This is a genomic window from Rathayibacter sp. AY1A5 (genome assembly GCF_002930875.1).
Lineage (GTDB): Bacteria > Actinomycetota > Actinomycetes > Actinomycetales > Microbacteriaceae > Rathayibacter.
Genome location: NZ_PSTM01000002.1, coordinates 150,074 through 173,994, shown reverse-complemented (window position 1 = coordinate 173,994; position 23,921 = coordinate 150,074). Strand labels below are relative to the sequence as shown.

The following is a 23,921-nucleotide window of genomic DNA, read 5'->3' as shown; positions in this document are numbered from 1 at the left end:
ACGCGCGCAGCCACTGCGGAGGCGGGCGCTCGTAGACTGGGGGCATGCCTCCGATCGTGCACGGATTCGACTGGCCCGATCGCGTCGTCGTGGGGACCGTCGGCTCACCCGGCTCGCGCTCCTTCTACCTCCAGGCCAAGACCGGGCCCCGCGTGGTCAGCGTCGGCCTCGAGAAGCAGCAGTCGGCCCTCCTCGCCGAGAAGATCGACGAGATCCTCGACCAGCTGATGACCGCCCAGGGCAACCCGGTCAGCGTCCCCGCCGGCACTCCCCCGGAGCTCGTCGACAACGACCCGCTCGACCAGCCCGTGGAGCCCGAGTTCCGCGTCGGCGGTCTCAGCCTCGGCTGGGACCCGTCCACCGCGCAGATCGTGATCGAGGCCTACCCGCTGACCGAGGCGGAGGACGACTCCGAGGAGGAGCCCGAGCCCACCGAGATGCTGCAGGTGAAGATCCCGGTCGGCACGGCGCGCGCCTTCGCGAAGCGAACCCTCGAGGTCGTCGGCGCCGGACGTCCGCTCTGCCCCCGCTGCGGCGAGCCGATGGATCCCGACGGGCACGACTGCCCGCTCGCATGAGCGACCCGGGCGGGCTCGACGGCGAGCTGGAGCTGGCCGGCCGGATCACGATCGCCTCGAACGCGACGTTCCTCGCGCAGCTCGGCGAGACGTCCGTCGTCTACAAGCCGATCTCGGGCGAGAAGCCGCTGTGGGACTTCCCGGACGGCGTGCTCGCGGGCCGCGAGGTCGCCGCCTACCTCGTCTCGGAGGCGCTCGGCTGGAACGTGGTGCCGCGCACGTGGCTCCGCGACGGTCCGCTCGGGCCGGGCATGGTCCAGCTCTGGCAGGACATCGATCCGGACCAGGACGCGGTCGACCTGGTGCCCGCCGACGCCGTGCCCGACGGATGGCGGCACGTCCTCGACGGCAGCGACGAGGAGGACCGCGATATCTCCCTCGTGCACGAGGACTCGACGGCGCTGCGCCGGATGGCCGTGTTCGACGTGGTCGCCAACAACGCGGACCGGAAGGGCGGGCACGTGCTCGCGCTGCCCGACGGCCACCGCTACGGGGTCGACCACGGCCTCACCTTCCACTCCGAGCACAAGCTGCGCACGGTCCTCTGGGGCTGGATCGGCGAACCGCTGCTCGAGGAGGAGCTGACGGCGCTGGCGCTCCTGCGCGCGCAGATCGACGGACCGCTCGGCGAGGCGCTCTCGGAGCTGCTCACCGAGGACGAGGTCGCCGCGTTCGCGAAGCGCTGCGAGCGGCTCGGCTCCTTCGGCCGCTTCCCGGGCCCGCGGGGCGGGATGCCCGCGGTGCCCTGGCCGCTGTTCTGAGCCGGGCGCGGTCGGAACTCAGGACGAACGCCTCCGGAGCGGCGGAGACGCGCTGATCCTCAGGCGCGGGAGCGGATCCCTCCTGCATCCTGAACGGCTCAGAAGCTCCAGCCGCGGCCGAACAGCTCCTCGCCGGGCGCTCCGCCGCCTCCCGGACCCGCGCCGCGAGCGCCGAGGTAGGAGGAGACGACGGCCGCTCCCAGGTCCTCCGCCTCCGGGTTCACCACCGAGCCGCCGACCCGGCGGGCGAGCGAGTCGATGAAGCGCGCGAGGCCCGGGTCGTCGCCCAGGCGGAAGAACGTGGTGTGCGCGCCGAGGCGGAGCGACGCGTCGAGCTCGCGGACCGAGACGGCGACCGTCAGCGGGTCCGGCGGGTAGTCGAAGAAGACGCCGCCGTCGGGCTCGAGGTGCGCGGTCGGCTCGCCGTCGGTGACGATGAGCAGCACGGGCTGCGCGTTCGGGTGCTTGCGGAAGTGCCGGTTGGCCAGCAGCAGCGCGTGGTGCAGGTTCGTGCCCTTGTCCCACTCCGCGTCCAGGCCCACCAGCTGCTCGACGTCCATCACCTCGGCGCGTCGGCCGAAGGCGACGAGCTGCAGCGCGTCTCCGCGGAACCGGCTGCTGATCAGGGTGTGCAGGGCGAGGGCGGTGCGCTTCATCGGCACCCAGCGGCCGTCCATCGCCATCGAGAACGACGTGTCGACGAGGAGCGCGACACAGGCCTGCGTGCGCGCCTCCGTCTCCTGCACCTCGACGTCGTCGATCAGGATGCGCACCCCCGAGCCGACCGGCCGGCCCTCGCCGGCGGTGCGGGTGAGGGCGTTGGTCACCGTGCGGGGGATGTCCCAGGCCTCGGTGTCGCCGAACTCCCACGAGCGCGTCGCTCCGGAGCGCTCGCCCGCCGCGCCCGCGCGCCGGACGTCGCGGGCGCCCTGACGGCCGGAGACGGTCTCGGCGATGTCGCGCAGGAGCGCTTTGCCGAGCTGGCGCATGGCCTTCGGGCTGAGGGCGAGGCGGCCGTCGGAGCCGCGGCGCAAAGTCCCGGAGTCGCGCAGGGCCCGCTCCAGGCGCTTCAGCGTCTGCGCGTCGACGGAGGCGTCCTCGCCGAGGCGCTTCGCCAGCAGGTCGAGGTCGAGGTCGTCGAGGGAGGAGCGGTCCGTCTGCGCGAGCTGGTCGGCGAGGGCGTCGAGGTCGGCCAGCTCCTGGAACACGCCCGTCCCGTCGCCGAGGCCGAGCCCCTGCTCGCCGTCCATCCGCTCGGAGCCGCCCCAGTCCTCGCCGGGACGGAGCCCCCGCAGGGTCTCGTCGAGGCGGCCGAGGGACTGCATGAGCTCCGGCGTGCCGAAGGCCTCCTGGGCGAGGGCGTCGAGCTCGGCGCGCTGCTCGGCGGTCATCGAGTTGCGCATCCGCTGAGCCGCCGCCGCGCGGGCGGCGAGCGCGTCGATCAGCTCGTCCACCGACTCCGGGCCCTCGGGGAAGTACTCGCCGTGCTGCTCCATGAAGGCGTCGAACTGCTCGGTGGTGTCCTCCCCGCGCGCGTGCGCCTCGAGCAGCTCGTTCAGGTCGCGGAGCATCGCGTCGATCGCGGCGCGGTCCTCGTCGCTCGCGTTCTCGAGGGCCTGCTTCATCCCCTCGAAGCGCTGATCGAGCATCTCGCGGCCCAGGAGCTCGCGGATCCGCTCGAAGTCGGCGCGCGCCTCGGGGCTCTGCCAGCGGTAGTCGCGGAGCTCCGAGACGGCCGCGGCCGGCGAGGGCGGGAGGCTGTCGAGCTGGATCTCTGCGAGCGCGCGGTCGCCGTCGTCCATCTGCGTGTCGCGGGCGAGCTGCTTGCGCTCGGCGAGGACGGCCTTGTCGAGGAGCTCGCGGATCTCGCGGAGCGTGCCGTCGAGGTTGTTCCTCTGCGTGAGCTCGCGACGCCGCTCGGCGACGCGGGCGGCCAGGTCGTCCAGGCCCTCGCGGTCGCGGGTGCCCCGGCGGAGGAACTCGCGCAGGGCGCGCTCGGGCGAGGTGCCGCCCATCACGTCCTCGCCGATCGCGTCGAGGGCCTCCTTCAGGTCGACCGGAGGAGCGAGCGGATCGGGTCCCCCGTTGTACTTCGCGTAGCGCGCGTCGCGCTTCAGCCGCCGGTTGCCGCGCGGAGCATCAGCCATAGACGGCCTCGCCCCCGCCCGTCTCCTTGCTCAGCTTGCGCGAGAGGTAGAGGCCCTCGAGGGCGAGCTCGACCGCTCCGGCGCGGCGCCCCTCCCCCACGGCGTCGAGGCGCTCGGCGACCTCGTCGTACACGCGGGCCTCGCCCAGCAACGGCAGGCCGGCCAGGAACTCGCGGGCGGTCACCTGCTCGCCGGTCGTGATCATCGCGCCGTTCTCGACCGCCTCGACGAGCGGCCCGAGGTCGACGCCGCGCAGGTGGGCGCGGACGGTCTCGGCGGTGGCCTGACGGAGCAGGTGGTCGAGGATCTCGTCCTCGCGGCCCTCCTCCCCCGACTCGAACTCGATCTTGCCGCCGAGCACGTCGACGGCGGTCTCGAGGTCGATGGGGCGGGCGACCGCCTCCTCCTCGCCGCGGCGGGTGGCGCGGTGCAGGGCGGCGGCGGCGATCGTCTCGGCGCCGGCGATGGCGAAGCGGGCGCTGACGCCGCTGCGCTGGTCGACGGAGCTCGACTCGCGCAGGGCCCGCGTGAAGCGGGCGAGGATCTCGATGAGCGCATCGGGCACGGTCGCGACGAGGTCCGCCTCCTGCCGGATGACGGCGACCTCGTCGACGAGAGCCGTCGGGTAGTGGGTGCGGATCTCGGCGCCGAAGCGGTCCTTCAGCGGCGTGATGATCCGGCCGCGGTTCGTGTAGTCCTCCGGGTTCGCGCTCGCGACGACGAGGACGTCGAGGGGGAGGCGGAGGACGTAGCCGCGGATCTGGATGTCGCGCTCCTCCATCACGTTGAGCATGGCGACCTGGATCCGCTCGGCCAGGTCCGGCAGCTCGTTGATCGCGACGATGCCGCGGTGGCTGCGCGGGATGAGGCCGAAGTGGATGGTCTCCGGGTCGCCCAGGCTGCGGCCCTCGGCCACCTTCATCGGGTCGACGTCGCCGATGAGGTCGGCGACGCTGGTGTCGGGGGTGGCCAGCTTCTCGACGTAGCGCTCCTCGCGGGGCTTCCACGCGACGGGCAGGTCCTCGCCCAGCTCCTCCGCGCGGCGGCGGCTCTCCGTGGTGATCGGCTCGTAGGGGTGCTCGCCGAGCTCGGACCCCTCGATGACGGGCGTCCACTCGTCGAGCAGGCCGACGAGGGTGCGCAGGAGGCGGGTCTTGCCCTGGCCGCGCTCGCCCAGCAGGACGATGTCGTGGCCGGCGATGACGGCGCGCTCGACCTGCGGGATGACCGTCTCGGCGAAGCCGTGCAGGCCCGGCCAGGGGTCGCGGCCCTCGCGCAGGGCGTCGAGCAGGTTGTCGCGGATCTCGGTGCGGAGGCTCTTCTGCACGTGCCCGGAGGCACGGAGCTGGCCGAGGGTCTGGGTCGTCGGGCGCATCACCTCGGCAACGCTACGCCGCAGGTCCGACACGTGGTGGAGGTGCGGCGGATTCGCGGCGCGGGCTTGCGCGGGGGGCGCGCCGCGGACGGCTCAGCGCTCGAGGCGCGGGGCGGCGGCGAGCAGGCGGCGCGTGTACTCCTCCTGCGGCGCGGCGAGGAGCGACGCGGCCGGCCCCGCCTCGACGATCCGACCCTCGCGCATCACGGCGATGCGATCGCTCATGTGGGCGATCACGCCGAGGTCGTGCGAGATGAGGAGGAGGGCGAGGCCGTGACGGCGCTGCAGGTCGTCGAGCAGGTCGAGGATCTGCGCCTGCACCGACACGTCGAGGGCCGAGACGGGCTCGTCGCAGATCAGCACGTCGGGGCGCGTCGCCAGCGCCCGGGCGATCGAGACGCGCTGGCGCTGACCGCCGGAGAGGGTCCGCGGCGAGCGCCGCTCCAGGGCGGGGTCGAGCCCCACGCTCTCGAGCAGCGCGGGCACGGAGGCGGCGCCGGCGTCGCGGAGGAGGCGGCCGACGTTCCAGCGCGGGTCGAACGAGGAGAGGCTGTCCTGGTAGACGGCGCCGATCCGCGGGCGGCGGGGACGGCGGGAGCGCTCGGTCGCTGCCGACCACGGCTCGCCGAACAGCTCGACGGCGCCCGCGTCCGGACGCCGCAGCGCCAGCACGAGCCGGGCCACCGTGCTCTTGCCCGACCCGGACTCGCCGACGAGCCCGACGGTCTCGCCGCGCCGCAGCCGGAGGTCGACGTCGTCGACCGCGACCCGCACTCCTCCGCCGGGCAGCGGGAAGCGGGCGGCGAGTCCGCGGGCCGCGACCACGACCTCGCCGGGGGTCTCGGGCGGGGTCGCCGGTGCGGTCGGGTCGGTGAGCCGGGAGCCGCGCGGGCGCCCGGCGGGGACAGCGGCCACGAGCGCGCGGGCCTCGGGGCTGCGGGGCGCGCGCAGCACCTCGGCCGCGGTCCCCTCCTCCACCACGCGGCCGTCGGCGAGCACGAGGATGCGGTCCGCGAGGCCCGCCACCACCGCGAGGTCGTGCGAGACCAGGACGAGCGCCCGGCCGCGCGCCTTCTGCTCGGCGAAGAGCTCGAGCACGCGGGCCTGGACGGTGACGTCGAGCGCGGTGGTCGGCTCGTCGGCGACGAGCAGCGGCGGATCGAGCGCCACGGCCGCCGCGAGGAGGGCGCGCTGGCGGAGCCCGCCGGAGAGGTCGCCGGAGCGCTCCCGCATCCGCTCGGCCGGCTCCGGCATGCCGACGCTCGCCAGGGCCTCGACCGTCCGCTGCGCGCGCTCGGCCGCGGGGAGGCGGCCGTGGAGGCGGAGCACGTCGCCGATCTCGCGGCCGATCGGGCGCAGCGGGTCGAGCGAGAGCAGCGCGTCCTGCGGGACGAAGCCGACGGATCCGCCGCGCAGCCGCCGCAGCTCCCGCTCGCCCGCTCCGACCACCTCGGTCCCGCCGACGCGGACGCTCCCGGTCACGGCGCCTCCGCTCAGCCCCAGCAGCGCTCGCGCGGTGACGCTCTTGCCGGACCCGGACTCGCCGACGATCGCGACGCACTCCCCCGGCTCCACGCGGAACGAGACCCCGTGCACCACCTCGACTCCGTCGAAGGCGACCCGGAGCCCCTCGACGACGACCGCGCTCACCGCGCACCCCGCAGACGCCCGCCGAGGACCGTCGTCGCGATCGTCGTCAGCACGATCGCCAGCCCCGGGAACACGGCCAGCCACCACGCGCTCGCGAGGTAGGTGCGGCCCGCCGAGAGCATCGCGCCCCACTCCGGCGCGGGCGGCTCGGCGCCCAGGCCCAGGTAGCTGAGGGCCGAGGCCCAGACGATCGCCTGGCCGACGCCGAGGGTCGCCAGCACGGCGAGCGGCCCGAAGGTGTTGGGGAGGACGTGCCGGACGAGGATGCGGACGGGTCCGTGGCCCAGCACGCGCGCCGCCTCGACGTAGCCGGAGTCGCGGATGCCGAGCAGCTGCGTGCGCAGGATGCGGGCGTACCCCGGCGCGGTCGAGAGGCCGACCGCGATGGTGGCGGGGACGACTCCGGGACCCGTGACCACGATCACGAGCAGCGCGAGCAGGAGCGCGGGGAAGGCGAAGAGCACCTCGAGCACGCGGCCGATCACGCCGTCGACGACGCGGCCGCCGAACGCCGCGACCACCCCGAGCACCGCGCCGAGGACGAGGCCGATCGCGGTGGCGCTGGCGCCGATCAGGAGGGATGCGCCGGCCCCCGCGATGAGGCGGCTGAGGACGTCGCGACCGGACTCGTCGGTGCCGAGCAGGTGCGCGGCACCCGGGGGGGTGAAGGCGTCGCGCGGGGCGACGGCGAGCGGATCGGAGGGGGCGAGCAGCCCGGGCGCCACGGCGGCGAGCAGGAGCAGCACGACGAAGACCGCGGCCAGCACCTCGCCGGCGCGGAGGCGGGAGGGACCCCGGCGGAGCGGGCGGGCGGCGCGCAGCTCGAGCTCGCTCACGCGACCGCCTCCCGCCGGGCCAGCCGCGGGTCGATCACGCGGGTCAGCAGATCGGTGGCGAGCGTCACGACGATGTACGCCAGCGCCGTGACCAGCACGACACCCGTCACCACCGGCACGTCACGGACCGTCACCGCCGCGAGCAGAGTCCGGCCGAGCCCCGGCCTCGCGAAGATCGTCTCGACCACCACGGCCCCGCCGATCAGGTAGCCGAACGCCCAGCCCGAGAGCGAGACGCCCGGCAGCACCGCGTGGCGCAGCGCGTGGCGGGCGCGGACGCCGAGCTCGCCCTCGCCGCGCGCCCGAGCGGCGAGCACGAACGGCGACTCCAGCGCGTCGAGGAGGGAGCGGCGCATCACCTGGCCGAGGAAGCCCGCCAGCGGGATCGCGAGGGTGAGCGTCGGCAGCACCAGCCCGGCGGGCGACCCGGTGCTGACCGGGGGCAGCCAGCGCAGCGCGGTCGCGAAGACGGCGATCAGCACGGTCGCCAGCCAGAAGTGCGGGAGCGCGGCCGCCGTGAGCTCGAGGCCGGACCCGACCGCGGCGGCGAGCCGTCCGCCCCGGGTCGACCAGAGCGCGGTCGTGAGCGCGAGGATCCATGCGGCGGTGAGCGCGAGCACGGCGAGCAGGAGGGTGCCGGGCAGCTGCTCGCCGAGGATCTGCGCGACGGGAGTGCGCAGGGAGTAGGAGGTGCCGAGGTCGCCGCGCGCGAGCCTGCCGAGCTGCACCAGGTACTGCACGAGGAGCGGCTGGTCGAGGCCGTACTGCTCCCGCACCGCGGCGAGCGCCTCGGGCGACGCCTGCGAGCCCGGACCGCCGAGGATCGCCTGCGCCGGATCGCCGGGGACGAGGCGGATGAGGACGAAGACGGCGGTCGCGACGGCCCACAGCACCACGAGGGCGCCGCCGAGACGGAGGAGCACGCGGCGGATCATGCGGGCGGGCGTCCTCTCTGGTCGGGGCGGTGGAGGGGGGCGTCGTCGAGGTCCGCTCCCTCCGGAGCACGCGATGCGCGACCGACGGCGGCTACTCGACCAGCATGGAGGACACCGACGGAGCGGAGCTGCTCCATGGAGGACGGATCCCTGCTGATCGAGCAGCCCGCGGAGCGGGCGCATCGAGATCCGCCCGTCCCGATCGCGGGGTCTCGATGCGCCACCGCGGCGACTACTCGACCGGCACGCGTCCGCTCATCGATCGGTGCAGGCGGCTCGCCGGGGCCGGGTCAGACCCAGGCGTCGGCGAACCAGGGGGTCGACACGGTGTCGAGGGCGACGAGGCCCTGGACGGCCGCCCGGTGCAGGTAGTGGTTCTGCTGGTCGTAGAGCGGCAGGATCCAGTAGCCCTCGAGGACGATCCGCTGCGCCTGCTCGTACAGGTCGGCGCGGGCGTCCTCGTCGGTCGTGGCGCTCGCCTGCTCGAGCAGCGAGTCGAGCGCGGGGTCGGCGATCTGCGCGTGGTTGGCGAAGTAGCCGCTCGGCGCGGGGGTGATGCCCGAGGAGGAGTAGAGGATCCGCAGCACGTCGGGTCCGACCTTCGTGTACGGGGCGCTCACCAGCTCGTACTCGTTCGACGCGAGCGCGGTGTACCAGCTCGACAGGTCGAGCAGGCTGATCCGCACGTCGAAGCCGAGGGTCTTCGCCGAGGCCTGGATCTGCTCGAACAGCGACTGCTCAGCCGGGATCGACTGGTTGGTGCTGACGGGGAAGCGCAGCGTCAGCGGCGTGCCGTCCTTCTCGCGGATGCCGTCGCCGTCCGAGTCCACCCAGCCGGCCTTCTCGAGCAGGTCCTCGGCGGCGGCCGTCTCGGAGTCGGACCCGGCGTCCTCGAAGAGCGACGGGTCGGAGTACGCGGTCGCCTCGCGGCTGGACAGCGGGGAATAGGAGCGCTCGGCGGTGCCGAAGAAGAGGGAGTCGATCGCGTCGTTCACGCCGACGCCGCGGACGAACGCCTCGCGGACGGACTCGTCGTCGAACGGCGCCTGGCCGGAGTTGAGCTCGAGGCGGTTGACCGAGCCGGGCCGGGGCGCGTCGAGCTCGACGAGGTCGGTGGCTCCGGTCGCGGCCTTCAGTGTGTCGGGCTGGGCGTTGTCGAGCACGTCGACCTCGCCCGACTGCAGCGCCGCGTAGCGGGTGGCGGAGTCGGGGATGAAGCGCCAGGTGATGCTCGCCAGGTGCGCGGGGCCCTCGTGGCCGTCCCCGGTCGGGCCGGTCGACGCGTCGTAGGCCTCGTTGCGGGTGAGGGTCACGTGGTCCTGCTTGACCCACTCCGAGACGGTGAAGGGGCCGGTGCCGACGGGCGCCTCGCAGTTCGCCTCCTCGCCGCGGGCGATGCCGGCGGGCGACTCGATCGCGGTCCACGGCTGCGCGAGCGACTCGAGCAGCGCACTGTCCGGCGCGGTCAGGGTGAAGCGGGCGACGGTCGGCGAGACCGCGGTGACGGAGGCGACCTTCGCCACGGCGAGGTAGCCGGTGGAGGACTTGGTCGCCGGGTCCTGCAGGTGCGCGATGTTCGCGGCGACCGCCTCCGCGTCGAGGGCGGTGCCGTCGGTGAAGGTCGCGCCCTCGCGCAGGGTGAAGTCGTAGCTGAGCGCGTCGTCCGAGACGGTCCACGACTCGGCCAGCCACGGCGTGATGGTGCCGTCGGCGTCGCGCGAGACGAGCGACTCGAGCACCTGCGTCGCGAGGAGCGCCTGCGGGTAGTTGCCGCCGACGTGCGGGTCGAGGCAGGTGGGCTCGGCGTCGCCGGACGCGTAGGTCAGCGTCCCGCCGTCGACGGGGGTGCTGGAGGCGTCCGGCGTCTCGGCGGTGCAGCCGCTGAGCAGGAGCGCGGCGGCCGCGACGGCGGCGGGGAGGGCGAGGAGGCGGGAGCGCAGCGGCATGACGTCTTTCGTGGAGGGGTCGGGGGTGCACGCGTTTCTTGGACGCGACCCAGGAAACGCTAGCAGGGCGTGGAGGCGGCGGACGGGGATCGCTCGGATCCGTGGAGGAGCGCCCGGATCCCGCGCTGGGGAGGGACGAACCGCGCTGTCAGAGGCCCCTGATGCGCCGGGCGGTCGAGAAGGGCCTCCGCTCTCCTACTGTCGACGCATGACCTCCGCCGTGCTCGCCCTCCTGTTCGGCTCCGCCGTCGCCCTCGTGGGCCTCGTGCCCTGGGCCGCCCTGCAGTACCGGCGGCGCGGCGTCCTCGGGATCGGCAACGCGGTGCTGGCCTTCGCCGCCGTGGTCTACGCGCTCGCCCTCGTCACCTACACGCTCCTCCCCCTGCCCGACGAGGCGACGGTCGCCGCCGCCTGCCGCACCGGATCGGGTCCGCAGCTGCGCCTGTTCGCCTTCGTCGGGGACATCGCGAAGGAGGGCGGGATCGACGGGCCCCGCGCGCTGCTGACGAACCCCGCGTCCGCGCAGGTGCTCCTGAACGTGGTCTTCTTCGTCCCCCTCGGGATGCTCGTCCGCCACCTCGCTCTCCGCGGGCGCCTCGTCGCCGGGATGATCGGCGGCACCGCCGTCGGCTTCGCCGTCTCGCTCCTCATCGAGGTCACGCAGCTCACGGGCGACTGGTTCCTCTACCCGTGCGCCTACCGGCTCTTCGACGTCGACGACCTGCTGGCCAACACGGCCGGCGCCCTGCTCGGCACCCTCCTCTCCCCCGTCCTCCTCCTCTTCACCCGCCGGACCGAGGGCGCGGTGCCGGAGCTGGCCCGCCCGGTCACGATCCGCCGCCGCGCCTTCGGCATGTTCTGCGACGTGCTCGCGCTGAGCCTCATCACGGGCGCGCTCGTCTCGATCACCGGGGTCGGCCTCGTGCTCGCGGGGGTGGACACGCGCTCGAGCCCCGGGGACGTGGTTCTCGGAGCCCTGCCGTTCGTCGCTCCGCTGCTCCAGCTGGTGATCGTGCTGCGGTCCGGGCGGACCCTCGGCGAGACGGTGGTGCGCCTGCGTCCCGAGCCGCGACCGTTCCTCTGGCAGCGGCTCGTGCGCTGGGCGGCGGGATCGGGCGGCTGGTCGACCCTGCTCGCCGTCGAGGGCGGGTTCTGGTCGCTGCTCGCCTTCGTCCTCGCGGCGGCCGCGATGATCGGCCTGGTCGCGACGCGGGGCCGCCGGGGGACGGCGAACGCGCTGGCTCGCCTCGACGTCGTGGACGAGCGGGCGGAGGCGCCGTCCGCCGTCCGGAAGACGGACTGAGAGGAGCCTGCCGGACGCCCGGGCGAGCCTCCGATCAGACCGCCGCGCGGAGCCCCTCGACCAGGTCGTGCTGCGCCTCGCGGCCGGCCCGCGTGGGCACGAGCGGGTACACGTGGACCTGCCCGACGGCCTCGTGGAGCTCGAACGGGACCCCGGCGGCCGCCGCCCGCTCGGCCAGCACGTGGGCGTCCGGATTGAGGACGTCACGCGTGCCCGTGAAGACGGTGAGGGGGCCGAGGCCCGCCAGGTCGCCGAACAGCGGGCTGACCACGGGATCGAGCAGGTCGAGGGCGCCGCGCCAGCTCTCGGCGAGGACGCGACCGCCCGGGGTGCCGAGCCAGGGATCGGTCGGCTGCACCTCGGGGATCCGCGGGTTGCTCCAGGAGAGGTCGAGCGCGGGCGAGACGAGGGTCGTGCGCGGCAGGACCACCCCCTCGTCGCGCAGGGCGAGGGCCGTCGAGAGGGCGATCTGGCCGCCCGCAGAGTCGCCGGCGAGGCAGGTCGCCCCGTGCCGCTCAAGACTCCGCAGCACCAGGGCGCGGACACCGTCGCGCGCCTCGAGCGCCGTGCCGAAGGGCACGAGCGGGTAGATCGGGAGGGTCACCGCGACCAAGGCCTCGTCGGCGATGCGGGCGGCGAGCCACCAGTGCTGGGGCGCGATCTCGTTCACCCAGCCGCCGCCGTGGACGTAGACGACGCCGCCGCGGATCACCCGCGGGCGGATCGTGTAGACCGGCCAGGAGCCGACCTGCTCCACGTCGACGCGCACGCCGGGCCGGAGGCGGGGCGGCGGGCCGTAGGAGGCGGGACGGAGCGCGCGCTCCCGGATGCGGCGACGGGCTCCCTCCGCGCTGACGAAGGTGCGGTTCGCACGGGCGAGCCGGAGCGCGAGCGGGACGAGGGCATCGGGGACGACGAGCGGCATCGCCCGAGCATCGCGCACCCCGGTGCGCGGCGGCTGGGCGGCGACGGACTGCGCGGCTGCGGACTCTGCGGCGACGGCCTCGGCAGCCACCGACGCGACAGTCACGGACTCCGCCGCTGATCCGCGGAGGTCGGAGGACGCGGCGCGGGCTCCGCGGACGGAGCGTCGGCACCCGCGGACGCAGCGTCGGAGACCGCGGACGACGCCCGGGCACCCCGCGGACAGCACGACGGCCCGGCCCGTGGAGGGAGCCGGGCCGGGGCCGCCGGTCAGCGTGGTGCCTGCACGCCCGCGGAGCGCGGGTCGGCAGCCACCTCGCTGTCGCCGTGCGCTGCGGGTCAGCGGCGCGCGGCGGAGCGGCCGGCGAAGCGGGTGTAGACGAGCAGGACGATGATCGCTCCGATGATCGAGCCGATGATGCCGGCGGGCTGGAAGAAGCCGTCCATCGGGTCGTGCTGGAAGATCAGGAAGCCGAGGAAGCCGCCGACGAACGAGCCGACGATGCCGAGCACGATGGTCATGCCGATGCTGATGCTCTGCTTCCCGGGGACGATGAGGCGGGCCAGCGCTCCTGCGATGAGTCCGACGACGATGAGGCTGATGATGAGACCGAGCATGGCGGTCGTCCTTCCGTTGTGCGGGCGGGGGCCCGCTGATCGGTTCCGCGGTTGCGGGACCGGTGGCTACGCAACCACCCCGGAGGAGGCGGCGGTACACCCCTGGGGGTGTGCTCGCCCCGACGGGCCGTGCGGTAGCGTCCGACCATGACCCGCCGTGCGCCCCTCACCGTCGCGCTCGTCGACGACTACGACGTCGTCCTCACGGGCCTCGCGCACATGTTCGACCACTACCGCGACCGGGTGGTCGTCGCCGAGATCGACGCGAACGCCTCCCTCTCCGATCGGATCGACGTCGTCCTCTACGACTCGTTCGCCCAGCCGGAGTCGGACCACCACGAGATCGCGGAGCTGGTGCGCAACGAGCGGGCCGAGCACGTGGTCGTCTACACCTGGAACTTCGCGCCGACGCTCATCGCGGACGCCCTCGAGCAGGGCGTCCACGGCTACCTCTCCAAGACCCTGCCGGCGCGGGAGCTGGTGGCCGCGCTCGAGCGGGTGGCGGCGGGCGAGGTCGTCGTCAGCGATCCTCCGCGGCGGGCGGGCAGCGCACCGGGCCTCGACTGGCCGGGCCGCCACGAGGGCATCACCGACCGGGAGTCGGAGATCCTCGCGCTCATCACGCAGGGCAAGAGCAACGCCGACGTCGCCGCGCTCACCTACCTCAGCCCCAACACGGTGAAGTCCTACATCCGCAGCGTCTACGGCAAGATCGGCGCGACCAGCCGCACGCAGGCCGTCCTCTGGGGCGTCGACCACGGCTTCACCCCCGACCACCACCGCATCGACCACTGGCTCGGCGGCCCCTGACCCGCGCCCGCGGGACGCCGCACCGGTACGCGACCCGCCGACGAACGCGCACCCGGGAGGCGTCTCGCGGGAGGGGGGGGCGGGGGCGCACGCACCGCTACGGTGTGGCCATGCCCCTCGACCGCGCGCCGACCATCCGCGACGTCGCGGTGCGGGCCGGAGTGTCGTACCAGACGGTCTCGCGGGTGCTCAACGACAGCCCCCAGCTGCGGCCGCGCACCCGGGAGCGCGTGCTCGCCGCGATCGAGGACCTCGGCTTCCGCCCCAGCGCCGCCGCCCGCGCCCTGGCGACGAGCCGCTCCGGCCTGATCGGGATCCTCGCCGCCGAGAGCCACAGCTTCTACGGCACCGCCACCGCGATGGCCGCGATCGAGCAGGCGGCGCGCGACGCGGGCTACCGGGTCCCGGTCGTGAACGCGGCGCCGGACGCGGAGTCGCTGGCCGACGGTCTCGCCCACCTGCAGCGGGAGTCGGTGGAGGCGATCGTGGTCCTCGCCCCGCAGGAGCGCGCGCTGGAGGCGATCGAGAGCCTCGCGATCGGCGTCCCCTCGGTGACGCTCGGCGCGACGGACCGCGGCGCCGACTCCCTGCTCCTCGTCGACCAGGCGGCCGGAGCGCGACTGGCGACCGAGCACCTCGTCGGCCTCGGCCACACCCGCATCGCGCACCTCGCCGGTCCGCAGCACTGGGTGGAGGCGCAGGCGCGGCTCGAGGGCTTCGGCGCCGGGATGAGCGCGGCCGGCCTCGACCCCGTCGCCGTCGTGGAGGGCGACTGGAGCGCCGAGTCCGGCTACCGCGCCGGCCTCCGCCTCCTCGGAGCCGCGCTTCTGCCGACCGCGGTGTTCGTCGGCAACGACCAGATGGCCCTCGGACTCCTGCACGCCTGCACCGAGCGGGGACTGCGCGTGCCCGAGGACCTCAGCGTCGTCGGCTTCGACGACGTCCCCGAGGCGGCGCACTACCAGCCGCCGCTGACCACCATCCGCCAGGACTTCGCGGAAGTCGGCCGCCGCACGATCGGCGTCGTGCTCGCGGAGCTGCGCGGCGAGGAGCCCGCCGTCGGCCGCCCGGTGCCGCCGGTGCTGGTGGAGCGGGCGTCGACGACTCAGGCCTGAGCAGCACCGGCCCCCGCCTCACCCCGCGTGCGGCAGCAGCACCTCCACGCGCCCCTCGCGCACCCGAGTCTGGAACCGCGGCTGCGGCGAGGTGGCCGGCCCCCGCAGCACCTCGCCGGTCTCGAGCGAGAAGGCGCTGCCGTGCCACGGGCAGGCGACGCACGCCTCCCCCGAGCCGTCCGCCGAGACCTCGCCCTCGTCGAGCGGGCCCGAGAGGTGGCTGCAGACGTTCGAGAGCACGTCGATCCGCTCGCCCCGCCGGAAGGCGAGCAGGGGGAGGCCCGCGACCTCCCTCCTCACCGGCGTGCGCTCCGGCAGGTCCGCCAGGGCGCCGAGCTCCTGCCAGCCCGAGGGGAAGCGGTGCGGCACGTCCTCCGCGTGGTTCGCCCCCGCCGCCTGCCGGTAGCTGAGGTGGCCGCCCAGGTAGCCGCCTCCCGAGACGACGGCGAGCCCGAGCATCCCGAGCACCTTCCCGCTCGTGGTGCGCCCGCGGCGGCGCTGCACCCACGACGCGGCGTAGAGGCCCGTCGCGACCACGTTGGCCGCCGAGTGCACCAGCCCGACGCGGGTCTGCTGCTCGTGCAGCTCCGACCAGTCGGTGAAGCCGGAGGCGGCGGTCGGCAGGACGCTGATCACGCCGACGCCGACGAGGGTCCTCGCCGCCCGCTGGTTCCCCGGCAGCAGGTCGAGCACCGCCGCCGACACCCAGGCGCCGGTGGGAACGAGGACGAGCAGCGGATGGACGGGGTGGCCGACCGGGACGCCGTGCAGCACGTCCCGCACCGGCTGCGGCCGGACCACCGCGTTCACGGCCCGCTTCACCCGGCCGACGAGCGGATCGAGGGCGGCGGCGTTCTCGAGGCGGGTGACGAGTCTGACGAGTCTGATCTCACGCATGCCTCATGCGACCAAGCGGGCGGCCCCGGCGGAAGGGGCTTGCGGCGGAGGAGGAGCAGTCGGACCCCGTCGGGCGGCCCCTCGCTTGCCGACCCCGAGCCGTTTCGCCTACGCTGACCCGGGGCTTTGTGAACGGTCACATCGCCCGAGCGAGGAGCATGATGGACCAGCGCAGGCCCACCCCCGCCGACGTGATCACGAGCGGCGCCACCGCCCTCGGCATCGAGCTCGGCTCCACCCGGATCAAGGCGTGCCTGGTCGACGCGGCCGACCCGTCCGTGGTCCTCGCCGTCGGCAGCCACGAGTGGGAGAACCAGTTCGTCGACCGCCGCTGGACCTACTCCCTCGACGCCGTCCACGCGGGCCTCCAGGCCGCCTACGCGGACCTCGTCGCCGACGCCTCGTCGCGCCACGGCGTGCAGCTCTCCTCCGTCGGGGCGCTCGGCGTCTCGGCGATGATGCACGGCTACCTCCCCTTCGATGCGGACGGCGGGCTGCTCGTCCCCTTCCGCACCTGGCGCAACACCAGCACCGGCCCCGCGTCGGCCGAGCTCACCGAGCTGTTCGGCGCCAACATCCCGCTGCGCTGGTCGCTCGCGCACCTGCACCAGGCGGTCCTCGACTCCGAGCCGCACGTCGAGCGGATCGACTTCCTCACCACCCTCGCCGGCTACGTGCACTGGCGCCTCACCGGCGAGAAGGTCCTCGGAGTCGGCGACGCCTCCGGGATGGTCCCGACCGACCCGGCGACCCGCGACTACGACCAGCGCGTCGTCGACCTCTACGACGAGCGCGCGGCCGGCGCCGTGAAGCCGCTGCGCGAGCTGCTGCCCGCCGTGCTCCCCGCGGGCGCCGACGCCGGCTCGCTCACCGCCGAGGGCGCGCTCCTGCTCGACCCCACCGGCTCCCTCCGACCCGGCGCCCCCGCCTGCCCGCCCGAGGGCGACGCCGGCACCGGCATGGTGGCGACCAACTCCGTCGCCCCGCGCACCGGCAACGTCAGCGCCGGCACCAGCATCTTCGCCATGGTCGTCCTCGAGGGCCCACTGGAGAGCGTGCACCACGAGCTCGACCTCGTCGCGACCCCCGCCGGCGACCTCGTCGCGATGGTCCACTGCAACAACGGAGCCAGCGAGCTCGCCGGCTGGGTCGGCCTGTTCTCGCGGTTCGCCGCCGCGTCCGGCGGACCCTCCGACAGCGACGCCGTCTACGGCACCCTCTTCGCCGAGGCGCTCGAGGGCGAGGCGGACGCGGGCGGACTGCTCGCCTACAACCACCTCGCGGGCGAGCCGATCGCCGGCCTGGTCGAGGGCCGCCCGCTCGTCGTGCGCACCCCCGACTCGCGCCTCACGCTCGCCAACTTCATGCGCGCGCAGCTCTACGGCGTGTTCGGCACCCTGGCGCTGGGCATGCGCGTCCTCGCAGGCGAGGGCGTGCGGATCGACGAGATGTTCGCGCACGGAGGCATGTTCCGCACCGCCGGGGTCGCCCAGCGCTTCCTCGCCGGCGCGCTCGACGCCCCCGTCTCGGTCGCCGCGACCGCCTCCGAGGGCGGCCCGTGGGGCATGGCGGTGCTCGCCGCCTACCGCCTGCAGAGCGGAGTCGCGCTCGACGCGTACCTCACCGATCAGGTCTTCGGCGACTCCGGCTTCGAGACCGTCGCCCCCGACGCGGACGACGTCGCCGGCTTCTCCGCCTACCTCGAGCGCTACCGCGCCGGCCTCGCCGTCGAGCAGACCGCCGTCGAGACCCTCACCGACCCGCAGAACCAGGGAGCCACCGCATGACCACCCAGACCCCCGCCGTCGAGGAGGCGATCGCCCGCGTCCGCGAGGACGTCGCGCGGCTGCACTCCGAGCTCGTCCGCTACGGCCTCGTCATCTGGACCGGCGGCAACATCTCGGGCCGCGTGCCCGGCGCCGACCTCTTCGTGATCAAGCCCAGCGGCGTCTCCTACGACGACCTCGCGCCCGAGAACATGATCCTCTGCGACCTCGACGGGAACGTCGTCCCCGGCACCCCCGGCAGCGACCGCAGCCCCTCCAGCGACACCGCGGCCCACGCCTACGTGTACCGCGAGATGCCCGAGGTCGGCGGAGTCGTGCACACGCACTCCACCTACGCGACCGCGTGGGCGGCCCGCGCCGAGTCGATCCCCTGCGTCATCACCGCGATGGCCGACGAGTTCGGCGGGGAGATCCCCATCGGCCCGTTCGCGATCATCGGCGACGACTCCATCGGCCGCGGCATCGTCGCGACCCTCAGCGGCCACCGCTCGCGCGCGGTCCTGATGCAGAACCACGGCGTCTTCACCATCGGCAAGGACGCGAAGGACGCCGTCAAGGCGGCCGTCATGGCCGAGGACGTCGCCCGCACCGTGCACCTCGCGCGCCAGGGCGGCGAGCTCGTCCCCATCCCGCAGGAGTCGATCGACGCCCTGTTCGACCGCTACCAGAACGTCTACGGACAGAACCCCACCGGAGCCATCGCATGAGCGTGTACCAGAGCATCATCCCCGACCTCGCCACCCGCACCGTCTGGTTCCTGACCGGCAGCCAGGACCTCTACGGCGAGGACACCCTCCGCCAGGTCGCCGAGCAGTCGCAGGCCGTCGTCGCGCAGCTCAACGAGGCGAGCGCGATCCCCGTGACCGTCGAGTGGAAGCCGGTGCTGAAGAGCTCCGACGCCATCCGCCGCACCATGATCGAGGCGAACTCCGACGACTCCGTGGTGGGCGTCATCACCTGGATGCACACCTTCAGCCCCTCGAAGATGTGGATCCACGGCTTCGACGCGCTCGCCAAGCCGCTGCTGCACTTCCACACCCAGGCGAACGTCGCCCTGCCGTGGCAGGACATCGACTTCGACTTCATGAACCTCAACCAGGCCGCGCACGGCGACCGCGAGCACGGCTACATCCTCAGCCGGATGAGCGTGCCCCGGAAGACCGTCGTCGGCCACGCGAGCGACGCTCGCGTCACCGAGGCCATCGGCACCTGGTCGCGCGCGGCCGCAGGCTGGTCCGCCTCGCAGAGCATGAAGGTCGCCCGCTTCGGCGACAACATGCGCAACGTCGCCGTCACCGAGGGCGACAAGACCGAGGCCGAGATCCGCCTCGGCGTCAGCGTCAACACCTGGGGCGTGAACGAGCTCGTCGAGCGCGTCGACGCCGCCACCTCCGAGCAGATCGACGCCCTCGTCGCGGAGTACGTCGAGAGCTACGACGTGGTCCCCGAGCTGCTCCCCGGCGGCGAGCGCCACGAGTCGCTCCGCTACGGCGCCGCGGTCGAGATCGGCCTGCGCTCGTTCCTGGAGGAGGGCGGCTTCGAGGCGTTCACCGACAGCTTCGAGGACCTCGGCGGGCTCCGCCAGCTCCCCGGACTCGCCGTGCAGCGCCTCATGGCGGACGGCTACGGCTTCGGCGGCGAGGGCGACTGGAAGACGGCCGTCCTCATCCGAATCGCCGCCGTCATGGGCGCCGGCCTCCCCGGCGGCACCAGCCTGATGGAGGACTACACCTACGACATGACGCCCGGCGAGGAGCTCATCCTCGGCGCGCACATGCTCGAGGTGTCGCCGTCCCTGTCGTCGAAGCGCGCCTCGCTCGAGATCCACCCGCTGGGCATCGGCGGCCGCGAGGACCCGGTGCGCCTGGTCTTCACCGCCGACGCCGGACCCGCCGTGGTGGTCGCCCTGAGCGACGTCCGCGAGCGCTTCCGCCTGGTCGCGAACAAGGTCCAGAACGTCGAGCCGCCCCAGACGCTCCCGCACCTGCCCGTCGGCCGAGCCGTCTGGCAGCCCGCCCCGGACTTCGGCACCAGCGCCGCCGCCTGGATCACCGCCGGTGCCGCGCACCACACGGTCATGACGACGCAGATCGGCCTGGAGGCGTGGGAGGACTTCGCCCGCATCGCCGGCGTCGAGCTCCTGGTGATCGACGAGTCGACCACCCTCCGCGGCTTCGAGTCCGACATCCGCTCGAACGCGGCGTACTACCGCCTCTCCCAGGGCCTGTAGATCCTGCGAGGCCGGACGGCCGGCTCCCTGCGGGGGGCCGGCCGTCCGTCGTTCCCGGCGAGCCGCCGGGTCGGGGCGGGGGCCCGCCGCCGAGACCGGCCTGGATCGCGTCCGCGATCGAGGGCGGATCGCCCTCTCCGGCCCGTTCGGCGCCCGCTGCAGCGTCCCGGCCCCGGTTGCGGACGCGCTCGCAGCACGACGGAGGCAGGGAGGCCCGGACGGCCCTCGCGGGCAGTCGGTCCTTCCGGCCTCCGGGATGCAGGCGTGCGGCGGGCGGTCAGTCGCGCGAGGTCGAGAACGCCGCGTCGAAGGCGTCGGCCGGCGGCGTGATCGCGTTGAGCTTCCGCACGAAGGCCAGGGCCTCGGGGGCGCCGTCGAGGCGGTCCATGCCGGCGTCCTCCCACTCGACGCTGGTCGGGCCGGTGTAGCCGATCGCGTTGAGCGCGCGGAACACCGGCTTCCACGGGACGGCGCCGTGCCCGGTCGAGACGAAGGTCCACCCTCGGCGCGGGTTCGCCCACGGCAGGTGCGAGCCGAGGACGCCGTTGCGGCCGTCGAGGTTGGTGACCGACTCCTTCACGTGCACGTGGAAGATGTGGTCGGCGAAGTCGAGCACGAACGCGACGCTGTCGAGCTGCTGCCAGACGAAGTGCGACGGGTCGAAGTTGAAGCCGAACGAGGCGCGGTGGCCGATCGCCTCGAGGGTGCGCTTGGCGGTCCAGTAGTCGTAGGCGATCTCGCTCGGGTGCACCTCGAGCGCGTAGCGGACGCCGACCTCCTCGAAGACGTCGAGGATCGGGTTCCAGCGGTCGGCGAAGTCCTGGTAGCCGGCGGCGATCCACTCGTCGGAGGCGGGCGGGAACATGGCCACGCCCTTCCAGATCGACGAGCCGGAGAAGCCGTTGACCTGCGTCACGCCGAGCGCGGCGGCGAAGCGGGCGGTGTCCTTGAGGTCCTGGGCGGCGCGCTGCCGGACGCCCTCGGGGTCGCCGTCGCCCCAGACGCGGTCGCTGAGGATGTCGCGGTGGCGCTCGTCGATCGGGTCGTCGCAGACCGCCTGGCCGGTGAGGTGGTTCGAGATCGCGAAGACCTGGAGGCCGTTGCGCTCGAGGATGTCCTTCCGGCTCTGCACGTACTCCGCGTCGTCCCAGCGCGCCACGTCGATGTGGTCGCCCCAGCAGGCGATCTCGAGGCCGTCGTAGCCCCACTCCCCCGCGAGGCGCGCCACCTCCTCGAAGGGGAGGTCCGCCCACTGGCCGGTGAAGAGGGTGATCGGTCGCGTCATCGCGGATTCCTAACTCTCGACTCCCGCGCGCCGTCGCACCGGGAGAGGTAATTTGAGGGTTCACGCAACATATCAGGCACTCCCGCGAGCCCGAAAGGAACCGATCATCGCCCCGATCGCCGGCGCACTGTCGCGCACGCCCACCCTCGTCACCGCCACTGCGGCCCCGACCTGGGAGGAGGGCCTGATCGTCGGCAGCGGCCGCGTCGGCGCCGTGGTGCACGGCCCGGCCGACTCCCTGACCGTCCCGCTCGCCCACGAGCGCTGGTTCCTCCCCGTCAATCCGCGCCCGGACGCGCCCGACCTCGCCGGCGTCCGCGACGAGCTGCGCGGCGCCCTGCTGGCCGGCGACTCCGACACCGCCACCGCCCTGCTCGCCCGCGCCGCCCGCGACAGCGGCTACGACGGCTGCCTGATCTGGACCGACCCGCTCGGCCTCTGCGCGACCGTCACGCTGCGCACCCCCGGCGGTGTCGCCTCCGCGGTCCGCCTGATCGATCCGCTCGGCGGCGAGGCCGCGGTGGAATGGACCGACGAGGACGGCGGCCGCCACGCCGTGCGCCTGCTCGCCCCGCACGGCGGCGAGGGCGTCCGGCTGGCTCTGGAGTCCTCCGCGGACACCGTCGTCACCGTCGAGCTCGCGCTCGGGGCCGGCGAGGCGACCTCCTTCGACACCGGCGTGCCCGACGCCTCGGCCGTGGTCTCGTCGCACGTCGAGGGCGGCGCCTCCGCGGTGCTCACGGCCGAGGCGGGCGAGGGCCCGACCGCGATCCGCGCCGTGACGCGGGCGACGAGCGGAGCGACGTGGCGCGTGGCCGGGGGCGCCGCCGTCTCGGACGTGGAGATCTCCGCGGGGGTCGCCCGCGTGCTCCGGCTGGACGTCGCGATCGGCGCGGCTCCCGACGCCTCCGCCGACCTCTCCTGGGAGGAGCTGCGCGACGCCCAGCGCGAGGGGCACGGCCGGCTGGTCGGCGCCTCCGTGCTGGATCTCGACGGCGCCTCCGACGCCGAGCTGACCGAGGACCTGTGGGACGCCGCCCGCTCCGGCGACGCGGGCGCCCGTCGCCGCGTGGTCGAGCTGGCCTGGCTGAGCGGCCGGGCCAACATCGTCGCGTCGACCGGCGAGCTGCCGCCGACGCTGCAGGGCGTCTGGCAGGGCACCTGGCGGCCGGCGTGGTCGGCCGACTACACGCTGAACGGCAACGTCCAGAACGGAGCGATGGCGGGGATGATCCCGACCGGCACGCCCGAGCTGGCGCTGTCGATCCTGGAGCTGGTGCTGCCGCACCTCGACGACTACCGCGACAACGCGCGCCTCGTCTACGGGTCCGAGGGGATGCTCCTGCCGTCGCGGATGTCGACCCACGGCCGCGCCGACCACTTCGCGGCGAGCTACCCGCACCTCTTCTGGACGGGCTGCGGCGGCTGGGTGCTGCGCCTCGCCGCCGACGCCGTCGCGGCCACGGGAGACCGCGGCATCGTCGACGACCGGCTGTGGGAGCTGGCCGAGGGCGTGCTGCGCTTCGCCGAGACCGGGACGACCGTGGTCGACGGGGTGCGCCGGATCGTCCCCTCCTACTCCCCCGAGAACACACCGGGTGGTGCGCGCTCGCCGATAGCGGTCGATGCGACGATCGACGTCGCCGTGCTGCGGGACGCCGCGCGGGCGACGGCGCTGCTCGGCCGGGCCCGCGGCGACGACTCGCTCGACGAGCGCTGGGCGCGGGTGGTGGCGGAGCTGCCGGAGTACCGGGTCGCCGAGGACGGCACGCTGGCGGAGTGGATCGACCCGCGGTTCGCGGAGGAGATCGCGCACCGGCACGCGTCGCAGCTGTACCCGCTCTGGTACGCGGGCGACGCGGCCTTCGAGGGCCCCGGCGCCTCCGCGGTGCGGCTGCGGGCCGCCGCGGCGGCGACGGTGGCGGCGAAGATCGCGTGGCGGGCCGAGGCGCCGACCGCTCCTCCCGGGCGGATGGAGATGGCGTTCGGGCTGGTGCAGGTGGGCGTCGCGGCGGCGGCGCTGGGTGACGCGGAGGCGGCGCTGACCTGCGCGGAGTGGCTCGCGGTCGAGCACTGGTCACCGACGCTGACGACCCGGCACGACGCGGGGAGGATCTTCAACCTCGACGCCAGCGGCGGACTGCCGGGGCTCGTGGCGGCGATGCTGCTGGGATCGGATGACGAGACGCTGACGGTGCTGCCGGCACTGCCGTCCGCGTGGGCGCGGGGTGCCGTGACGGGGCTGCGCGCGCGCGGCGGGGTGGTCGTGGACCGGCTGGAGTGGTCGCCGGGACGGGCGTCGCTGTGGGTGCGGCGGGTGCCGAGCGCGGAGTGGCTGGCACCGGCGGGCGGGACACGGGTGCGCACGCTGCGCGACGCGGTGCTGCGGGTCGACGGGCGCGAGGTGTCGGGCGGGCTGGAGCTCGGTGCGGAGGCGGTGCGCGTGGACGTGGAGTGGCGCGACTGAGGGTGCGGGGGCGACCTCCGGCGCGGAACGCGCCTGGGCACGCTGAACCGGGCGGATCCGGCGAGCCGGACCCGACTCCGCGAGCCGGAAGTTCCGCCGGGAAGACTCCTGGCACGCGGGATGTGCCTCGGCACGCGGAAACCGACGGATCCTGCGAGCCGGACGTGGAACCCCGGGTCGGAGGACCGCCGGAGATCTTCACGAGACGGCCGAGGTCTCCGGCACGCCGTTCAAGCGGTCTGGCTCAGGCGCGCCAG

General features: G+C 74.3%; 19 protein-coding genes. 9 read left to right on the top strand and 10 right to left on the bottom strand.

The window, feature by feature from the left end:
- Nucleotides 1-44 precede the first annotated feature (44 nt).
- Both C5B98_RS02090 and C5B98_RS02085 read left to right on the top strand, forming a co-directional pair.
- Complete coding sequence (locus C5B98_RS02090) at nt 45-578, top strand: DUF3090 domain-containing protein (protein ID WP_104225051.1); 534 nt, start codon at nt 45-47, stop codon at nt 576-578.
- Nucleotides 575-1,339, top strand: coding sequence for an SCO1664 family protein (locus C5B98_RS02085; protein ID WP_104226043.1), 765 nt, complete (start codon nt 575-577; stop codon nt 1,337-1,339). Before C5B98_RS02090 ends, C5B98_RS02085 begins: the two co-directional genes overlap by 4 nt.
- 98 nt (nt 1,340-1,437) lie before the next feature.
- Here the strand turns inward: C5B98_RS02085 and C5B98_RS02080 are convergent, their stop codons facing one another.
- From C5B98_RS02080 to C5B98_RS02055, 6 genes are all read right to left on the bottom strand, one after another.
- On the bottom strand, nt 1,438-3,486 hold the full coding sequence (locus C5B98_RS02080) for a VWA domain-containing protein (protein WP_104308066.1): 2,049 nt from the start codon (nt 3,484-3,486) through the stop codon (nt 1,438-1,440).
- On the bottom strand, nt 3,479-4,861 hold the full coding sequence (locus tag C5B98_RS02075) for a magnesium chelatase (RefSeq protein ID WP_104262318.1): 1,383 nt from the start codon (nt 4,859-4,861) through the stop codon (nt 3,479-3,481). The genes C5B98_RS02080 and C5B98_RS02075 overlap by 8 nt, the downstream gene beginning before the upstream one ends.
- Nucleotides 4,862-4,954: 93 nt before the next feature.
- The gene (locus C5B98_RS02070) at nt 4,955-6,511 is read right to left on the bottom strand and encodes an ABC transporter ATP-binding protein (protein ID WP_104327223.1); all 1,557 of its coding nucleotides are present in this window, start codon (nt 6,509-6,511) and stop codon (nt 4,955-4,957) included.
- Complete coding sequence (locus C5B98_RS02065) at nt 6,508-7,347, bottom strand: ABC transporter permease (RefSeq protein ID WP_104327222.1); 840 nt, start codon at nt 7,345-7,347, stop codon at nt 6,508-6,510. Before C5B98_RS02065 ends, C5B98_RS02070 begins: the two co-directional genes overlap by 4 nt.
- On the bottom strand, nt 7,344-8,282 hold the full coding sequence (locus C5B98_RS02060) for an ABC transporter permease (protein WP_104327221.1): 939 nt from the start codon (nt 8,280-8,282) through the stop codon (nt 7,344-7,346). The genes C5B98_RS02065 and C5B98_RS02060 overlap by 4 nt, the downstream gene beginning before the upstream one ends.
- Nucleotides 8,283-8,572: 290 nt before the next feature.
- A complete protein-coding gene (locus tag C5B98_RS02055) occupies nt 8,573-10,228 on the bottom strand; it encodes an ABC transporter substrate-binding protein (RefSeq protein ID WP_104308063.1) in 1,656 nt (551 codons plus the stop codon).
- A 208-nt stretch (nt 10,229-10,436) separates the two neighbouring features.
- On the opposite strand from C5B98_RS02055, the gene C5B98_RS02050 reads away from it, so the two are divergent.
- Nucleotides 10,437-11,531: a VanZ family protein gene (locus tag C5B98_RS02050; RefSeq protein ID WP_181065435.1), complete on the top strand. Its 1,095-nt coding sequence runs from the start codon at nt 10,437-10,439 to the stop codon at nt 11,529-11,531.
- A gap of 34 nt (nt 11,532-11,565) precedes the next feature.
- On the opposite strand, the gene C5B98_RS02045 is transcribed toward C5B98_RS02050, so the two are convergent.
- On the bottom strand, nt 11,566-12,546 hold the full coding sequence (locus C5B98_RS02045) for an alpha/beta hydrolase (RefSeq protein WP_258063412.1): 981 nt from the start codon (nt 12,544-12,546) through the stop codon (nt 11,566-11,568).
- A gap of 248 nt (nt 12,547-12,794) precedes the next feature.
- Nucleotides 12,795-13,073: a GlsB/YeaQ/YmgE family stress response membrane protein gene (locus C5B98_RS02040; protein WP_104225042.1), complete on the bottom strand. Its 279-nt coding sequence runs from the start codon at nt 13,071-13,073 to the stop codon at nt 12,795-12,797.
- A 147-nt stretch (nt 13,074-13,220) separates the two neighbouring features.
- On the opposite strand from C5B98_RS02040, the gene C5B98_RS02035 reads away from it, so the two are divergent.
- Both C5B98_RS02035 and C5B98_RS02030 read left to right on the top strand, forming a co-directional pair.
- A complete protein-coding gene (locus C5B98_RS02035; protein WP_104225041.1) occupies nt 13,221-13,883 on the top strand; it encodes a response regulator transcription factor in 663 nt (220 codons plus the stop codon).
- A gap of 110 nt (nt 13,884-13,993) precedes the next feature.
- Nucleotides 13,994-14,998: a LacI family DNA-binding transcriptional regulator gene (locus C5B98_RS02030; protein WP_104308079.1), complete on the top strand. Its 1,005-nt coding sequence runs from the start codon at nt 13,994-13,996 to the stop codon at nt 14,996-14,998.
- A gap of 18 nt (nt 14,999-15,016) precedes the next feature.
- On the opposite strand, the gene C5B98_RS02025 is transcribed toward C5B98_RS02030, so the two are convergent.
- Nucleotides 15,017-15,895: a Rieske 2Fe-2S domain-containing protein gene (locus C5B98_RS02025; protein WP_104308061.1), complete on the bottom strand. Its 879-nt coding sequence runs from the start codon at nt 15,893-15,895 to the stop codon at nt 15,017-15,019.
- 161 nt (nt 15,896-16,056) lie between these two features.
- Between C5B98_RS02025 and C5B98_RS02020 the strand changes: the two genes are divergently transcribed.
- From C5B98_RS02020 to araA, 3 genes are read left to right on the top strand one after another with little or no spacing between them, the layout of a single operon-like run.
- A complete protein-coding gene (locus C5B98_RS02020; RefSeq protein WP_104248018.1) occupies nt 16,057-17,682 on the top strand; it encodes a xylulokinase in 1,626 nt (541 codons plus the stop codon).
- Nucleotides 17,679-18,389: an L-ribulose-5-phosphate 4-epimerase gene (locus C5B98_RS02015; protein WP_104224687.1), complete on the top strand. Its 711-nt coding sequence runs from the start codon at nt 17,679-17,681 to the stop codon at nt 18,387-18,389. The genes C5B98_RS02020 and C5B98_RS02015 overlap by 4 nt, the downstream gene beginning before the upstream one ends.
- A complete protein-coding gene (gene araA / locus C5B98_RS02010) occupies nt 18,386-19,912 on the top strand; it encodes an L-arabinose isomerase (RefSeq protein ID WP_104233641.1) in 1,527 nt (508 codons plus the stop codon). Before C5B98_RS02015 ends, araA begins: the two co-directional genes overlap by 4 nt.
- Nucleotides 19,913-20,189: 277 nt before the next feature.
- On the opposite strand, the gene C5B98_RS02005 is transcribed toward araA, so the two are convergent.
- The gene (locus C5B98_RS02005) at nt 20,190-21,197 is read right to left on the bottom strand and encodes a sugar phosphate isomerase/epimerase (protein WP_104327220.1); all 1,008 of its coding nucleotides are present in this window, start codon (nt 21,195-21,197) and stop codon (nt 20,190-20,192) included.
- Between the two features lie 52 nt (nt 21,198-21,249).
- On the opposite strand from C5B98_RS02005, the gene C5B98_RS02000 reads away from it, so the two are divergent.
- Nucleotides 21,250-23,664, top strand: coding sequence for a glycoside hydrolase family 95-like protein (locus tag C5B98_RS02000; RefSeq protein WP_146076871.1), 2,415 nt, complete (start codon nt 21,250-21,252; stop codon nt 23,662-23,664).
- Nucleotides 23,665-23,921 lie beyond the last annotated feature (257 nt).

Excerpts from the sequence above, each read along its gene's own strand:
- araA (WP_104233641.1), top strand. The coding sequence starts at position 18,386 with ATGAGCGTGTACCAGAGCATCATCCCCGACCTCGCCACCCGCACCGTC.
- C5B98_RS02055 (WP_104308063.1), bottom strand. The coding sequence starts at position 10,228 with ATGCCGCTGCGCTCCCGCCTCCTCGCCCTCCCCGCCGCCGTCGCGGCC.
- C5B98_RS02025 (WP_104308061.1), bottom strand. The coding sequence starts at position 15,895 with ATGCGTGAGATCAGACTCGTCAGACTCGTCACCCGCCTCGAGAACGCC.
- C5B98_RS02060 (WP_104327221.1), bottom strand. The coding sequence starts at position 8,282 with ATGATCCGCCGCGTGCTCCTCCGTCTCGGCGGCGCCCTCGTGGTGCTG.
- C5B98_RS02040 (WP_104225042.1), bottom strand. The coding sequence starts at position 13,073 with ATGCTCGGTCTCATCATCAGCCTCATCGTCGTCGGACTCATCGCAGGA.
- C5B98_RS02085 (WP_104226043.1), top strand. The coding sequence starts at position 575 with ATGAGCGACCCGGGCGGGCTCGACGGCGAGCTGGAGCTGGCCGGCCGG.
- C5B98_RS02015 (WP_104224687.1), top strand. The coding sequence starts at position 17,679 with ATGACCACCCAGACCCCCGCCGTCGAGGAGGCGATCGCCCGCGTCCGC.
- C5B98_RS02075 (WP_104262318.1), bottom strand. The coding sequence starts at position 4,861 with ATGCGCCCGACGACCCAGACCCTCGGCCAGCTCCGTGCCTCCGGGCAC.
- C5B98_RS02020 (WP_104248018.1), top strand. The coding sequence starts at position 16,057 with ATGGACCAGCGCAGGCCCACCCCCGCCGACGTGATCACGAGCGGCGCC.
- C5B98_RS02090 (WP_104225051.1), top strand. The coding sequence starts at position 45 with ATGCCTCCGATCGTGCACGGATTCGACTGGCCCGATCGCGTCGTCGTG.
- C5B98_RS02035 (WP_104225041.1), top strand. The coding sequence starts at position 13,221 with ATGACCCGCCGTGCGCCCCTCACCGTCGCGCTCGTCGACGACTACGAC.
- C5B98_RS02030 (WP_104308079.1), top strand. The coding sequence starts at position 13,994 with ATGCCCCTCGACCGCGCGCCGACCATCCGCGACGTCGCGGTGCGGGCC.
- C5B98_RS02080 (WP_104308066.1), bottom strand. The coding sequence starts at position 3,486 with ATGGCTGATGCTCCGCGCGGCAACCGGCGGCTGAAGCGCGACGCGCGC.
- C5B98_RS02005 (WP_104327220.1), bottom strand. The coding sequence starts at position 21,197 with ATGACGCGACCGATCACCCTCTTCACCGGCCAGTGGGCGGACCTCCCC.
- C5B98_RS02050 (WP_181065435.1), top strand. The coding sequence starts at position 10,437 with ATGACCTCCGCCGTGCTCGCCCTCCTGTTCGGCTCCGCCGTCGCCCTC.